The following is a 15889-nucleotide window of genomic DNA, read 5'->3' as shown; positions in this document are numbered from 1 at the left end:
GGAGACAAATAATATGTTTTTCGGCTACAGAGATATCTTTTATTCTTTTTTCGTATCTTTGACCCTCATTATTCAAAAACAACTCAACATGATACAGTTATTCCATCGCATGATTTCCGCCGCCCTCGGCATTTCCGAGAAGCAAATCGGCCATACACTCGATTTATTGGAAGACGGAGCTACCATTCCCTTCATCAGTCGCTACCGCAAAGAAGCTACCGGCGGACTGGATGAAGTGCAAATTGAAGCCATCAAAACACACTATGAGAAGCTGAACGAAACAGCCAAACGGAAAGAGACCATCATCAACACCATCAACGAGCAGGGAAAAATGACTCCCGAACTGCAAAAACGTATTGATGAAACATGGGACAGCACCGTTCTTGAAGACATCTACCTACCTTATAAACCCAAACGCCGCACACGTGCGGAAGTAGCCCGCCAGAAAGGACTGGAACCACTGGCGACATTGCTGATGCTGCAACGGGAACCCAACCCCGAGAAACGTGCGGAAGCATACGTCAAAGGAGAAGTGAAAGATGCCGAAGACGCACTAAAAGGGGCACGGGACATCATTGCCGAACAGGTCAGTGAAGACGAACAGGCACGCAACACCGTGCGTTTTGCCTTCTCCCGGCAAGCCGTCATCACCGCCAAAGTAGTGAAAGGAAAAGAAACCGAAGCAGATAAATACCGGGATTATTTCGAATTCAGTAAACCACTGAAGAAATGTACCTCGCACCAGTTGCTCGCCATCCGTCGTGCCGAAGCCGAAGGTCTGCTGAAAGTCAGCATAAGTCCTGATGACGAGGAATGTGTAGAGCGTCTGGAACGCCGCTTTGTCCGTAGCAACAACGCTTGCGGAGAACAAGTGGCGGAGGCCGTACAGGATGCCTACAAACGCCTGTTGAAATCGTCCATCGAAACTGAGTTTGCCGCACAAAGCAAGGAGCAGGCCGATGAAGAAGCCATCCGGGTGTTCGTCCAGAACCTGCGCCAGCTATTGCTCGCTTCCCCGCTGGGACAAAAACGGGTAATGGGCATTGATCCGGGCTTCCGTACAGGCTGTAAGGTAATATGCCTGGACGCACAAGGCAATCTGCTCCACAATGAGAACATCTATCCGCATGCTCCGGTGCACAAAACCGCAGAGGCTGTATCCAAAATACAAAAAATGGTGGAAGCTTATCAGATAGAAGCCATCGCCGTAGGCAACGGAACCGCAAGTCGTGAAACCGAGGATTTTCTGAAACATCAAACTTTCAGACAGGATATTCAGGTATTTGTGGTGAGCGAACAGGGCGCCTCTATCTATTCCGCATCCAAAATTGCCCGGGATGAGTTCCCTGAATACGATGTCACGGTACGTGGAGCCGTATCTATTGCCCGCCGCCTGATGGACCCATTGGCGGAATTAGTGAAAATAGATCCGAAGTCCATTGGCGTGGGACAATACCAGCATGATGTGGATCAGACGAAATTAAAAAAATCACTGGATCTGACCGTAGAAAGCTGCGTAAATCTGGTTGGTGTAAATCTGAATACGGCAAGTAGCCACCTGCTGACGTATATTTCCGGTTTAGGCCCTCAGCTGGCACAAAACATCGTGAACTATCGTGCGGAAAACGGTGCATTTACCTCCCGCAAGCAACTGATGAAAGTACCGCGTATGGGAGCCAAAGCATTTGAACAATGCGCCGGTTTCCTTCGTATTCCACAGGCTGAAAACCCCTTGGATAATACGGCCGTACACCCTGAGAGTTATTGCATCGTAGAGCAGATGGCAAAAGACCTGGGATGCAGCGTAGCAGAACTTATCGCCAGCAAGGAGCTCCGCCTGAAAATAAAACCGGAGAAATACCTCACTCCTACCGTGGGTATGCCGACATTAAAAGATATTCTGCAAGAATTGGAAAAACCCGGACGCGACCCGAGAGGTCCGATAAAGATTTTCGAGTTCGACAAGAATGTACGCACCATCAACGACCTGCGCGAAGGTATGGAACTCCCCGGTATCGTAGGCAATATCACCAACTTTGGCGCATTCGTCGACATAGGTATCAAAGAGAATGGTCTGATCCATCTTTCGCAGCTGGCCGACCGTTTCGTTTCAGACCCGAATGAGATTGTCTCTATTCACCAGCATGTCCGGGTCAGGGTGCTGAGTGTGGATATGGACCGCAAGCGGATTGCCTTGAAGCTGATTTCAGAATAATCGCAATAGCAATAATCATCAACGCGGTGCACAGGACAGAACCTTCGAAACCGAATGCACCGCCGTTGATGATATTCTCTTCCGGTAATTCTAAAGACAATAAAGTACCGCCTAATCGTCCTCCGCTTACTTCGAAACCAAGAATCGGACCTTGCAGCCAATTCCAGAAAAGATGAAAAGCGATAGGAAACCATAAATTACGCGTATATATGTAGGTAGAACCTATTAAAATCCCTGCCAACAATATATTCAGAAAAGCGATCAGAGAAAAGTTGGGATTAAAAATATGCATCAGGGAAAACAATGCAGACGAAAGAAACAATGCCACAAAACGATTGACACCTGCGGTCAGCAAATGCCCCAGGACAAAACCGCGAAAGGCAATCTCTTCTGCAAGAGCAACCAGCAACATTAATATCCAAGACAGCAGAAAATCGTATGCGCTAAAGTGTACGGCAGCAATTTCAACCTCTCCCAGCCCATATAATATTCCAAATCCGACAGCATAGATAGCCAAGGCAACGAATGTACCCCAGAAGATGTCTTTAGCCCGCCCTTTCAGGGATAAGCCCAAGTCTGTAATCGGAAGGTGGTCCCAATTCTTCAGCAGAACCCAGGCCGCCAGGAAAGTTCCCGCCAGAAAACTACTTTGCATGACAACTTCTTTCAAAATTCCATCTATCTTAAAAAAAGAGACCGCTTTGATACAAACAGCTCCCAATACTCCGGCAAATCCCAGCATCAAAAGTATATAAACGATAATTTTTGCTGCAACAACCAGATAAATGCCAAGTTTCGACTCTTGCGGGGTAATATTTATATTCTCGTTCATTGATTCCATATCCTTAGTTTCTATCCTGCTTAATTCCTCTAACTTCTGCGTATGAATTATGTAGGCTATATGTTAATACCCCGGCAAAAATACCTATAAAATTAAAAATAGAAAGCAAATTCCTACAAAAAGCGTATATTTGTCTAAACATATCTATTACTGTCATGAAACTAAAACGAACATTAGCCACTATAATGCTGGCTGCATGTACTTACGCAGCAGTTGCACAAAATGCAGGTACACCAGCCAATAATAAAACTTTTTTTGTAGCCAAGCCCGGCACTCTGGTATCCATGCTCACTGAGGATGAAGCCAACAGCGTCACCCATCTTACATTGACCGGAAAACTAAATGCCATTGACTTCAAACATCTGCGCGATGAATTCAAGAATCTGAAAGTGCTGGATATCTCCAACGCATCCATCAGTACATACGCAGGTAAAAGCGGCACTTACCCCGACCGTTTCTATATTTATCCGCCCAACTGTGTACCGGCTTATGCATTCTGCCAGCAGACCAGCGACAGTACTTTCACCGGAAAAGCAACTCTCCAGAAAATTATTCTTTCAGAGAAAATCAAGAACATAGAAGACGCGGCCTTCAAGGGTTGCGAAAATCTGAAAATATGCCAGTTGAGAAAGAAGACTGCTCCCAACCTATTACCGGCCGCTTTGGCAGATAGCATAACGGCCATTTTCGTTCCGTTGGGTAGCAGCGACTCCTACCGTGGCAAGAAGCATTGGGAAACCTTTGCCGTGATAGAGGGAGAACCTGTAGAGGCTTTCGTACAAGTAGGCTTAATGGGAAGTCTTGCCAGTGAATTAGTGGCTGCGGGCTTGCAACCGAAAGATGTGAATTTCCTGACCGTAGAAGGAAAACTGGACGAAGCTGACTTCACCGTAATACGTGATTATATGCCCAATCTTGTGGCTGTTGATCTGAGCAAAAGTAACACTACGGTTATTCCCGAATATACTTTTACCCAGAAAAAATATCTGTTGCGCATCCAGCTTCCCAAAGGTTTGAAAAGTATCGGACAACGTGCATTCAGTGGATGCGGTCGCTTGTGCGGTACGCTTGAATTGCCAGCCGGAGTGACTGCCATCGAATATGGTGCATTTATGGGATGTGACAACCTGCGTTATGTAGTAGCTACAGGAAACAAGATTACGACTTTGGGGGATAGCCTGTTCGGAGAAGACAGAAGGAATAAGCTGATTTATAAGTGACAAGCGATAAGCTACGAGCTACAAGCTACAAGTACCTTTCGGCATAATAGCGCAGCAACTCGTAGCTTGTAGCTCGTCACTCGTAGCTTAACTGTACATCTTAGCTCTTAATTCCTTAATATGGTCAGAAGTGATGTATTCGTCATATTCCATCATCTTATCAATAATACCGTTCGGAGTCAGCTCGATAATACGGTTGGCAACGGTCTGTATGAACTCGTGGTCATGAGAAGAGAACAGGATATTACCTCTATACGTCTTCAAGTTATTATTGAATGCCTGGATGGACTCCAAATCAAGATGATTGGTAGGAGTATCTAAAATCAGACAGTTGGCATTGCGCAACTGCATACGGGCAATCATACAACGCATCTTTTCACCTCCCGACAGCACACTTGCTTTCTTCAAAACCTCTTCACCGGAAAACAGCATACGGCCCAGGAAGCTCTTCATATAAACTTCATTTCCTTCACCAAACTGGCTCAACCAGTCCACCAGATTCAGATCCGTATTGAAATACCGGGTATTATCCAGCGGCAAATATGCCGTAGTAATAGTGACACCCCAACTGAAAGTTCCTGCATCCGGCTTCATTTCTTCATTTATAATCTCGAACAATGAAGTCATGGCACGGGGATCGCGGGAAAGGAACACCACCTTATCCCCTTTCTCTATATTGAAGTTTACATCGCGGAAAAGCACAGTACCGTCTTCCAAAGTCTTGGTCAGTCCGGAAACTTCCAGAATCTGGTTACCCGGTTCGCGCTCGGGAGTAAAGATAATGCCCGGATACTTACGCGAAGAAGGCTTGATTTCTTCCACATTCAGTTTCTCCAACATCTTCTTACGGCTGGTAGTCTGCTTGCTCTTCGCCACATTGGCACTGAAACGGCGAATAAATTCTTCCAACTCTTTCTTCTTCTCTTCTGCCTTAGCCTTCTGGTTCTGTTGCTGGCGGAGGGCTAACTGGCTTGATTCATACCAGAAACTATAGTTACCGGCAAACAGGTTAATCTTACCATAGTCGATGTCTACTGTGTGCGTGCAGACAGAGTCGAGGAAGTGACGGTCGTGACTCACAACCAACACCGTATGTTCAAAATTAGCCAGATAATCTTCCAGCCACATCACGGTTTCCATATCCAGGTCATTGGTAGGCTCATCCAGCAATAAGTTATCCGGATTACCAAACAAAGCCTGTGCCAGCATCACACGTACCTTCTCCTTACCGCTGAGGTCACCCATCAGCACATAATGCTTATCTTCTTTAATGCCCAGACCGCTCAACAAAGCCGCCGCATCGCTTTCTGCATTCCAGCCGTCCAGTTCCGCAAATCTTTCTTCCAATTCGGAAACCTTCAAACCGTCCTCATCCGTGAAATCTTCTTTGGCATAAAGCACTTCGCGCTGCTTCATGATATCCCACAAAACAGTATGCCCCATCATCACGGTATCCATTACCGTAAGTGCATCCCACTTAAAGTGGTCCTGGCTTAATACCGAGAGGCGTTCGCCCGGACCTAACATAATAGAACCGGTCGTAGGATCCAAATCACCGGATATAGCACGCAGGAAAGTAGATTTTCCGGCACCGTTGGCACCGATAATACCATAGCAGTTTCCACTTGTAAACTTCAAGTTTACATCATTAAATAACACCCTTTTTCCAAACTGTACGGAAACATTAGAGACTGTAATCATTGATTTATTTACTATTTATCGATTTACAATTTATACGAATGAGTCGCTTTTTTATTCACCACAGGGTGCAAAGATAGGCATTTTTCCATGAATACTCGTAGAAATGCGCTGTCAATCTGACATAAAAGTATTACCTTTGCGGCGTTTTAGACAAATGCTGCCTATTTGGCAAAGTTTTTGTTAGTAGAGCGATATACTAACTTAAACCCTTGACAGCAATGAAAACAAATCCTTTTTACAAGTATAATAAGAATAGAAATATGGACCCGAAAGAAAAAGAAAACATCAACGAAGAAGAGTTAATGTCCGAAGCTACGCAGGATGAAGCCACGGAAAATGAAGAAATTCAAGAGGAGGACGCACAGGACAGTGCAGCTCCGGCAGAAGAGGAAAAGCTTGCCCAGGAACTGGAAGAAGCAAACAAAGTGATAGAAGAGCAGAAAGATAAATATCTGCGCCTCTCCGCCGAGTTTGACAACTACCGCAAACGTACCATGAAGGAAAAGGCCGAGCTGATTCTGAACGGTGCCGAAAAAACCATCAGCAGCATTCTTCCTATTGTAGACGACTTCGAACGCGCTCTGAAAAACATGGAAACTGCCACAGACGTAGCAGCCGTGAAAGAAGGAGTGGAATTGATTTATAATAAGTTCATGTCTGTATTGGGACAGGACGGTGTGAAGGTGATTGAGACCAAAGACAAACCTCTTGACACCGATTTTCACGAAGCAATCGCCGTTATCCCTGCACCGGACAAATCCCTGAAAGGGAAAATCCTGGATTGCGTACAGACCGGCTACACGCTAAACGACAAAGTAATCCGCCATGCCAAAGTGGTGGTAGGAGAATAACATAATATATATGGAAAAAAGAGATTACTACGAAGTACTGGAAGTCGAAAAGACAGCATCGGTAGAAGAAATTAAGAAAGCCTACCGCAAAAAAGCCATTCAATATCATCCTGACAAGAACCCGGGTGACAAAGTGGCGGAAGAAAAATTCAAAGAAGCGGCAGAAGCCTACGATGTACTAAGCAATGCGGACAAGCGTGCCCGTTATGACCAGTTCGGTCATGCCGGAATGAGTGGTGCTGCCGGAAACGGTGGACCGTTCGGCGGTTTCAGCGAGGGCATGTCTATGGATGATATCTTCTCTATGTTCGGAGATATTTTCGGTGGACGTGGCGGTGGCTTCGGAGGCGGATTCAGTGGTTTCGGAGGCGGATTCGGAGGCGGAAGTTCACAACGCCCGCGTTTCCGTGGTTCGGATTTGCGTGTAAAAGTAAAACTGAATCTGAAAGAGATTTCTACCGGAGTAGAAAAGAAATTCAAACTGAAAAAGTACGTTGCATGTGATCACTGTCACGGTTCAGGGGCTGAGGGTAACGGTGGTTCGGAAACCTGCTCAACCTGTAAAGGTAGCGGTACGGTAATCCGTAACCAACAGACAATTCTTGGCACGATGCAGACACGTGCCACCTGTCCGACTTGTGGCGGTGAAGGTAAAATCATCAAGAATAAGTGTAAGGTATGTGCCGGAGAAGGTATCGTTTACGGCGAAGAAGTGGTAAGCGTAAATATTCCTAAAGGCGTAATGGAAGGCATGCAGCTTTCTATGAGCGGCAAAGGAAATGCCGGAAAGCACAACGGCGTTCCAGGCGACTTGCTGATTCTTGTAGAAGAGGAACAAGACAAAGAACTGATTCGCGACGAAAATGACTTGATTTACAACCTGCTCCTCAGCTTCCCGACAGCCGCTTTAGGTGGTGCGGTAGAAATACCAACCATTGACGGAAAGGTGAAAGTAAAGATCGAATCGGGTACACAGCCGGGCAAAGTGCTCCGCCTACGCGGAAAAGGTCTGCCAAGTGTAAACGGATACGGTACGGGAGATTTATTGGTAAATGTCAGCGTATATGTACCGGAAGCACTTAACAAAGACGAGAAAAAAGCACTTGAAGAAATGGAAAGCTCGGATAACTTCAAACCCAATACTTCGATTAAGGAAAAGATTTTCAAGAAGTTCAAGAGTTTGTTTGACTAAGCTGACTTTAAACTGAAAAATAGATTCATATCGGAAGGGATATGAGTTAGATGGGAATTTATCAGTGTGATAGTCGGAGTATCTCAATTCCCCTCCTCCGATGGAGGAGGGGTGCCCAAAGGGCGGGGTGGCAGGTAAAGCAAGAAATACCTATAAATCATATCAATTAGGAATTCTTTTCTCACCTACCACCTCCCCCCGTTGGGGTACTCCTCCTCCCGGGAGGAGGAGAATTTAGATAGTACAGATTATCATTTGATTCGTTTCTTTCCGCTTTAACTGATACTGTTTTTTTTATAATTGAAAGATTCTTTGCGTTATAAAAGAAAAAACGTCAAAACTAACCCTATTCATCTGGTAACATAGATAGTTTTACTATCTTTGCCGATACTTAATTCTATGAGTAGAATAGGTAACCTGATGATAATTGATATAACTGATGAGACTAAAAACAATTCTGCTAACTACAGTGGCTACAGGCGCCTTGATGTGTGAACCTGTGATGGCGTATGCTGTAGATTCTACACCCGATTCTATGGGATGGTTCCGAAAGAAAAAGAAGAGTGAACCAAACGACAGTGTTAAATCCAAAAACGAGTACGAGAAACTGACCGGAGACGGTAGCATCATTCACCGTGGTATGTTCAATGTGTACCAGAAAAAGAACGACTATTATTTTGAGGTACCGGTGAAGTTATTGGGCAGGGATATGTTGGTAGTGAACAAGCTCCAACGCGTTCCTTCCGAACTGAACGAGGCCGGAGTGAACCGTGGTACGAATTATGAAAACCAAATGGTACGCTTCGAACAGGATAAGGCGACGAATAAGTTGCTTATCCGCCAAAGCCGCCCTCTCCCCCTCGCTCCTGCCGGAGACGCAATCAGCCAGTCAGTACGTGACAACTACATCTCGCCATTGATAGCCGGCTTCAAGATTGAGGCATTCAATAATGACTCTACGACGATGCTTATCAAGGTGAATGATATTTATGATGGAACAGAGACGAGTATCAACAACGTATTTACCAATATTAATCTGGGAACGTCTTCCATCAAAAACCTTTCACGTATCCTTTCCATCAAAGCATTCGAGAATAATGTAGTGGCCACGTCCGAGCTGACAACGAAAGTGACCGAAGGAACAACTTCCGTCTACGTAACCGTTGAAGTTAGTTCTTCACTGATGCTACTGCCGGAAACACCTATGACCGGTAGACTGGATAATGCTCGTGTTGGGTACTTTACCAATCCTTTGCTCAGCTATAGCGACGGACAACAACGGGTCAGCAAGCAACAGTTCATTACCCGCTGGCGTCTGGAGCCTAAACCGGAAGACTGCGAACGTTATCTGCGTGGCGAATTGGTGGAACCGGCTAAACCGATTGTATTTTATATAGAAAACTCTACTCCGTATCGTTGGCGTAAGTATATCAAACAAGGTATTGAAGACTGGCAAGTGGCATTTGAACGTGCCGGATTCAAGAATGCCATTATCGCTAAAGAGATCACCGACAGCATGACGGTAGATATGGATGATGTGAATTACTCCGTACTGACCTATGCAGCCTCCACCAAAGCAAACGCTATGGGACCGTCTATTCTGGACCCCCGATCAGGGGAAATCCTGGAAGCGGATATCATGTGGTGGCACAATGTACTGAATATGCTTCAGGAATGGATCACCGTACAAACAGGTACTGTACGCCCGGAAGCCCGCGGCATCAAGTTATCCGATGAACTGATGGGAGACGCCATGCGTTTTGTAGCCTGCCACGAAGTAGGTCACTCTTTAGGGTTACGCCACAATATGATGGGATCATGGGCATTCCCCACCGATTCCTTACGCTCCAAGTCATTCACCGACCGGATGAATTCGACCTCTTCTTCCATCATGGATTATGCCCGTTTCAACTACGTGGCACAACCCGGTGACGGAATAACCGCTCTTTCACCGCATATCGGTCCTTACGATATCTTTGCCATCGAATACGGTTACCGTTGGTATGGAAAAGAAAATCCGGAAGAAGAAAAGGATTTACTTTATGATTTCCTGAGCCGCCATACCGACCGTCTGTATAAATACAGCGAAGCGCAGGATGTGCGTGATGCCGTAGATCCCCGTGCACAGAACGAAGATCTGGGTGATGATGCTGTACGTTCTTCCCAATATGGTATTGCAAACCTAAAGCGGATCGTTCCCGAAATTATAAAATGGACGACGACCGGAGAAAAAGGACAGACTTATGAAGAAGCTTCCCGCTTATACTATGCCGTAATCAATCAATGGAATAACTATCTGTATCATGTACTCGCCAACATCGGTGGTATCTATATAGAAAATACAATTGTGGGTGACGGACAGAAGACTTATACTTTTGTAGAAAAAGAAAAGCAACAAGCTGCCCTGAAGTTCTTGCTGGATGAAGTGCTGACTTATCCGAAGTGGTTATTCGACACAGAAGTAGGTGAATATACCTATCTGCTTCGTAACACTCCGCTGGGTATTGTAGAAAATGCACCGACGCAGATATTGAAGAATGCCCAGTCCTATATTCTGTGGGATCTTTTATCCAACAACCGCTTGGTACGTATGCTTGAAAACGAAGCGGTAAATGGTAAAAAGGCTTTTACTGCCGTAGAACTGATGGATGGTTTACATCGCAGCATTTTTGCCACAACGGAACGGGGAGCATTGCCTGACGTCATGACACGCACCTTGCAGAAAAATTTCCTGGATGCCTTGATTACGGCTGCTGCCGAAAGCGAAGGGGTAAAAATCAACAAGAAGCTTATGGACAATCATTTCCTGCTGGATAACCAGTTACCGCTTTGCAGTTGTGATGAACATGCTCATCGCTCGTTGGATGCAGACCGGATGGGTGCCCGTCGCGAATTGAACTTCTACGGCTCTCAACTGAACCGCATCTCAGATGCCATTTCCGTGAAGCGAGGTGAACTGTTGCGAATCAAGGATCTGCTTCAAAGTCGCCTGGGAACATCAGATGTGGCAACCAAATATCATTATAAAGACATGATTCTCCGTATCAACACGGCGTTAGGAATTTAGATTTAGCGCTATGCGCTAAATCTAGTTACGAGCTACAAGCTACAGGCTACAAGTACCTTTCGGCATAATAGCGCAGCAACTTGTAGCTCGTAGCTTATAACTTTTAGCTAAAAACCAGTTTTCAATTTAAGTATTAATTTTATTATTTTAACGGATGAAAAGACGCTTATCTGTCGCATTCCTATTACTAATAGGAACGTTCACGTACGCCCTTGCCGCAAACCGGCAGGTAGAGGGTGTAGTCATCTCTTCTGAGGATAATTTGCCTCTCATCGGCGCTTCTGTCTATGTGACAGCCGATGATTTGAAGAAAGTTGGGAATAATCAGTCCACCATTGGTGTCATTACTAATATTGACGGTCAATTCTCCATCTCCATTCCGGAGGGAGTTACTCGTTTTTATTGTAGTTATGTCGGCTATGATGTACTGGAAGTAAAGCTCATACCGGGCAAGAATAAATATGATATCACTCTCCAACCTTCCGCCCACATGCTCGATGCGGTAGTTGTGACGGGATATCAGACTGTGGAACGCCGTAAGTTGACGGCTGCCGTATCGAAGATCGATATCTCGGATCAGATGATGGGTGCAACCAAGAGTATAGACCAAGCATTGGCCGGACAGATTGCCGGACTTTCCGTAAGCAACATTTCCGGTACTCCGGGTGCTCCTGCCAAAATCCGTATTCGCGGTACATCCTCTCTGAATGGTACGCAAGACCCTTTGTGGGTGCTGGACGGTATTCCATTGGAAGGAACGAACATCCCCAATATGGAAGTACTGAAAGACATCGATAACATAGGTCAAACCGCTATTGCCGGTCTGAATCCTGCCGACATCGATAATATCACCGTTCTGAAAGACGCTGCTGCGACTGCCATTTACGGTGCCCGTGCTGCCAATGGTGTAATCGTGATTACTACCAAGAAAGGTAAAGTGGGCAAACCGGTTATTAACTTCTCCACTAAACTGACCTATTCTCCGAAGTTGAATATAGACCGTTTGAACCTGTTGAACTCAGAAGAGAAAGTAGGTCTGGAGCTTGACTTACTGGCATCCGGTTATCCATACAGGGAAACCAAAGGCGAGGTATACCGCATTATCTCCGGGTTGGGAGAACTCAACAATTTCAAAGACGGAGGTTGGAACGCCTTGTCATCCAATGCTCAAAGCGCAATAAATAAACTGAAGGCAACAAACACAGACTGGAGTGATATTCTCTTCCGCGACGCATTCACACAAGAGTATAACCTGTCTCTTTCCGGTGGTAGTGAAAAGGCAACTTACTATACTTCTTTCGGATATATGAAAGAGAATGGTAACGTTCCGAATGTATCTGCCGAACGTCTGAACTTAGTGATGAAGACCAGTTATAAAGTGAACAGCATTCTGAAAGTAGGTGCCTCTATGTTTGCCAACCGCCGTAAGAATTCAAGTTATCTGCCGGATTCGGATGGTTTAACCAATCCGATATTCTATTCTCGTCTGGCTAACCCTTACTTCACGCCATACAACGAAAACGGTAATTACAACTACGACATTGACGTGGAGAATGATGTGGATATGGACTTTGGATTCAACCCTTTTGAAGAACTAAAAAACACCACCAACGAAACCACTATCAATGGTCTCTCATCTATCTTTGATGCAGAGTTGCGTTTTGACGACCGATTCAAGTTTACCACCCAGCTCGGTTTACAACTTGATAAAACATCCATCGAGAAGATTGCCGACGAAGAATCTTTTGCTATGCGTAAGGAAAAAAAGAATCACCGCAGCAATGGTGTAACTTACCTACCCGCCGGAGGATTCCATAAGGCCAACGAAAATTCATTGTCCCAACTCACCTGGAAAGCGATGGGAGAATATCGAGATACCTACAACGACATCCATGAGTTCGAAGCAATGGTAGGAACGGAAATCCGGAAGACATGGGAAGAAAAGCTATACAGTGCCGGTTATGGATTTGACCGTAAAACGCTGACAACAAAGCCTATTATATTCCCGGAAGAGAGCCAGGCATTCAAGTTACATGAGAAGGGCCATGTGGAGAACGCCTATGTGTCCGCTTTCTCAACCCTGTCTTATTCTTTATTGAACCGCTATACATTGGGCGGAAGTATCCGTTTCGACGGTTCCGACCTTTTCGGTGTAGACAAGAAGTACCGCTATCTGCCATTATATTCAGTCAGTGGTTTGTGGCGCATTTCCCAAGAACCTTTTATGGCAAGTGCCAAATGGATAGATAATCTGGTAGTCCGTGCATCATACGGTTTGCAGGGAAACATTGACAAGAACACCTCTCCTTTCCTTTTGGGAAATTACAGAATTGAGAATATCCTGCCGGGAGGTTCAGAAGATATGATTGACGTTTCCGGTGCACCAAACAAAAAACTGCGCTGGGAGAAAACACATTCCGTAAATGCAGGATTTGATTTTGCTGTATTGAATCAGGCTATCAACCTGAGTGTGGACTACTACTACAGAAAAGGTGTAGATTTGATCGGAACCCAGATGTTACCTCTGGAAACAGGTTTCGAAATGCTGACCGTCAACTGGGCCAGTATGCGAAATCAAGGTGTCGAGGTCGCTCTCAGCACACGCAATGTCCACACCAAGAATTTTATGTGGACCACTAACTTCAACTTCGCATACAACAACAATAAGGTGCTGAAAGAAGCACTGCGTGAAGATGCCTTGGAACCGGGACGTGAAGGTTATCCCGTAGGAGCCTTGTTTGCCCTGAAAACAGCCGGGCTGGATGAAGAAGGTTATCCGATGTTCCAAGACAAAGACGGAAAAGCCGTATCGGCCATGGAATTCTTTAAACTTCAGGAATGGGGATTCGGAGCAACCGACCTGACAGCCCGCGAGCGTCGTGAACTTTACACGTATGTCGGTACTGCTGACTGCCCTTATACAGGCGGTTTCAATAATACTTTCACCTACAAGGCTTTTGAACTGGGTGTCAACTTCAGCTTCGACTTCGGTGGAAAGGTACGCAGTCAACCCACCTACTCTATCGTTGATTTCGACAAAGGACGTAACACGAACCGTGATATTTTGAATCGTTGGACTCCGGAAAATACGGAAACGATCTTCCCGGTTCTGCTGAGTCAGAAGGAACGTTTGGACGAATATATGTGGTATTCAAATCAGAATGAAATATACCGTAACCTGGATATTTGGATCAGAGACCTAAACTATGTGAGACTACAAAATATTCGGTTGGGCTATACATTGCCTACTAACTTCAGCCGCATGTTGGGAATGACTTCCGCCACAGTTGCCATAGAGGGACGCAACTTATTGGTATTCGGCTCAAGCTACAAAAACTATCTCGATCCGGAAACCATGTCCAATGCTTATGCAACACCGGCCCCCAAGTCCGTGACCTTAAGCTTGAACTTGATTTTTTAATTTTATAGAGAGTAACAACAATGAGAAAGATATATATCATGTTATTGATGAGCAGTGTAGTATTGCTGACTGCTTGCGATATGTTGGATATCCAGCCTACGGGAAAAGTGATACCCCAGACCTTAGCTGAGTACAGAGCGCTGATTGCCACAGCTTATAAAAACGTTCCCGATGCCAGAGGACTCGCCTGCTTCCGTTCTGATGAACTGTATGTAAAAGATGATAGTTGGGAACAGGACCGTTACGGTAAAATAGAGTGTTGGGATGACTTCAGTGCTCCGGGACAGACTACTTCCTTTGAATGGAAGAACTTTTATAGTATCATGTTCACCGCAAACTATACCATAGAAGAGCGGAACTCAATCAATGAAGGAAGCGAAGAGGACATCGACCAATTAATCGGTGAATGTTATCTGCTCCGTGCATACATGCATTTCCTGTTAGTAAATCTCTACGGACAGCCTTATACCCGTCCGGGAGCGTTAGAAACGAAAGCAGTGCCACTGAAGCTGAACAGTGATATCAACGAAATTCTGAAGAAAAATACCGTTGCACAGATTTACGAGGCTGTACTTTCGGATATCAATGAAGCAGAGAAGCTGATTAATAAGGATGCCTGGGAGCAAAAACTCTCTTATCGCTTCACAACCCTATCTGTAAAAGCTCTGCGTGCCCGCGTATTATTATATATGGGACAATGGGATGATGCATATAAAGCTGCCGAGGTTGTTCTTGCCGAGAAAAATAGTCTGGAAGATTTCAATGACGAAGCCTTTATGCTGCCAAACCACTATCAGTCTGTAGAGAATATCACAGCCTTGGAACGCGGCATGAGCTCCAACTACACTCAGGCAGCGGTTCTCTCCGAAGCTTTAGCATCTTCATACGGAGAAGGAGATTTGCGACTGGATGCCTACTTTAAACCGGCTGACAAAAATGGTTATCGTTTCAGCCAGAAGAGTGGAAGAGATGATTTCCGTTGTTCCTTCCGCGTAAGTGAAATGTATCTGAATTCGGCAGAAGCAGCAGCACAATCGGACAAACTGCCCCAGGCACGTACCCGGCTGCTGGAGTTAATGCAGAAACGCTATACTCCGGAAGCTTATGCAGCTAAAGCAACTGCGGTCAACGCAATGAATAAAGAAACCTTGATACAAGAGATTCTGAATGAGCGTACCCGTGAACTTGCTTTCGAAGGTCATCGTTGGTTCGACTTACGCCGCACTACCCGACCTCGTATTGAGAAAGTGCTCAAAGGAGGAACTTATGTTTTGGAACAAGACGATTCGCGTTATACAATTCAGATTCCGAGAGAAGCAATAGCGGCTAATCCGGAGTTGGCTAATTAATACAAAAAGAGGGGTGCACTGAAATGTGAGGG

General features: G+C 45.4%; 9 protein-coding genes. 7 read left to right on the top strand and 2 right to left on the bottom strand.

Going from position 1 to position 15889, the window contains the following annotated elements:
* Positions 1-88 precede the first annotated feature (88 nt).
* Positions 89-2215, top strand: coding sequence for a Tex family protein (locus BN161_RS22565; RefSeq protein WP_044270455.1), 2127 nt, complete (start codon positions 89-91; stop codon positions 2213-2215).
* Here the strand turns inward: BN161_RS22565 and BN161_RS22560 are convergent.
* Positions 2154-3056 carry a CPBP family intramembrane glutamic endopeptidase gene (locus tag BN161_RS22560; RefSeq protein ID WP_044270453.1) on the bottom strand — a complete coding sequence of 301 codons (903 nt, stop codon included), beginning with the start codon at positions 3054-3056 and terminating at the stop codon, positions 2154-2156. The genes BN161_RS22565 and BN161_RS22560 overlap by 62 nt on opposite strands.
* A gap of 155 nt (positions 3057-3211) precedes the next feature.
* On the opposite strand from BN161_RS22560, the gene BN161_RS22555 reads away from it, so the two are divergent.
* Complete coding sequence (locus tag BN161_RS22555) at positions 3212-4276, top strand: leucine-rich repeat domain-containing protein (protein WP_044270451.1); 1065 nt, start codon at positions 3212-3214, stop codon at positions 4274-4276.
* Positions 4277-4363: 87 nt separating this feature from the next.
* On the opposite strand, the gene BN161_RS22550 is transcribed toward BN161_RS22555, so the two are convergent.
* Positions 4364-5977, bottom strand: a complete 1614-nt coding sequence (locus tag BN161_RS22550; RefSeq protein WP_044270448.1) for an ABC-F family ATP-binding cassette domain-containing protein — start codon at positions 5975-5977, stop codon at positions 4364-4366.
* Positions 5978-6195: 218 nt separating this feature from the next.
* Here BN161_RS22550 and BN161_RS22545 point away from each other — a divergent pair, with 218 nt between their 5' ends.
* The 5 genes from BN161_RS22545 to BN161_RS22525 all read left to right on the top strand — a co-directional run bounded on the left by BN161_RS22545 (position 6196) and on the right by BN161_RS22525 (position 15857).
* Positions 6196-6828: a nucleotide exchange factor GrpE gene (locus BN161_RS22545; protein ID WP_044270446.1), complete on the top strand. Its 633-nt coding sequence runs from the start codon at positions 6196-6198 to the stop codon at positions 6826-6828.
* Positions 6829-6838: 10 nt separating this feature from the next.
* Positions 6839-8020, top strand: a complete 1182-nt coding sequence (gene dnaJ / locus BN161_RS22540; RefSeq protein WP_044270443.1) for a molecular chaperone DnaJ — start codon at positions 6839-6841, stop codon at positions 8018-8020.
* 439 nt (positions 8021-8459) lie between these two features.
* Positions 8460-11087, top strand: a complete 2628-nt coding sequence (locus BN161_RS22535; protein ID WP_044270441.1) for a zinc-dependent metalloprotease — start codon at positions 8460-8462, stop codon at positions 11085-11087.
* A 154-nt stretch (positions 11088-11241) separates the two neighbouring features.
* Positions 11242-14508 carry a SusC/RagA family TonB-linked outer membrane protein gene (locus tag BN161_RS22530; protein ID WP_044270438.1) on the top strand — a complete coding sequence of 1089 codons (3267 nt, stop codon included), beginning with the start codon at positions 11242-11244 and terminating at the stop codon, positions 14506-14508.
* Between the two features lie 20 nt (positions 14509-14528).
* Complete coding sequence (locus tag BN161_RS22525; RefSeq protein ID WP_044270436.1) at positions 14529-15857, top strand: RagB/SusD family nutrient uptake outer membrane protein; 1329 nt, start codon at positions 14529-14531, stop codon at positions 15855-15857.
* Positions 15858-15889 lie beyond the last annotated feature (32 nt).

The sequence above is a fragment of the Bacteroides timonensis genome (assembly GCF_000513195.1).
Classification (GTDB): Bacteria; Bacteroidota; Bacteroidia; order Bacteroidales; family Bacteroidaceae; genus Bacteroides; species Bacteroides timonensis.
Note: the sequence above shows the minus strand (reverse complement) of the source record. Positions and strands in the feature narration are given on the sequence as shown.

What these genes read in the sequence shown, in the direction of transcription:
- BN161_RS22560 (WP_044270453.1), bottom strand. Translation starts at nt 3,056, where the DNA reads ATGGAATCAATGAACGAGAATATAAATATTACCCCGCAAGAGTCGAAA.
- dnaJ (WP_044270443.1), top strand. Translation starts at nt 6,839, where the DNA reads ATGGAAAAAAGAGATTACTACGAAGTACTGGAAGTCGAAAAGACAGCA.
- BN161_RS22545 (WP_044270446.1), top strand. Translation starts at nt 6,196, where the DNA reads ATGAAAACAAATCCTTTTTACAAGTATAATAAGAATAGAAATATGGAC.
- BN161_RS22525 (WP_044270436.1), top strand. Translation starts at nt 14,529, where the DNA reads ATGAGAAAGATATATATCATGTTATTGATGAGCAGTGTAGTATTGCTG.
- BN161_RS22530 (WP_044270438.1), top strand. Translation starts at nt 11,242, where the DNA reads ATGAAAAGACGCTTATCTGTCGCATTCCTATTACTAATAGGAACGTTC.
- BN161_RS22555 (WP_044270451.1), top strand. Translation starts at nt 3,212, where the DNA reads ATGAAACTAAAACGAACATTAGCCACTATAATGCTGGCTGCATGTACT.
- BN161_RS22565 (WP_044270455.1), top strand. Translation starts at nt 89, where the DNA reads ATGATACAGTTATTCCATCGCATGATTTCCGCCGCCCTCGGCATTTCC.
- BN161_RS22535 (WP_044270441.1), top strand. Translation starts at nt 8,460, where the DNA reads ATGAGACTAAAAACAATTCTGCTAACTACAGTGGCTACAGGCGCCTTG.
- BN161_RS22550 (WP_044270448.1), bottom strand. Translation starts at nt 5,977, where the DNA reads ATGATTACAGTCTCTAATGTTTCCGTACAGTTTGGAAAAAGGGTGTTA.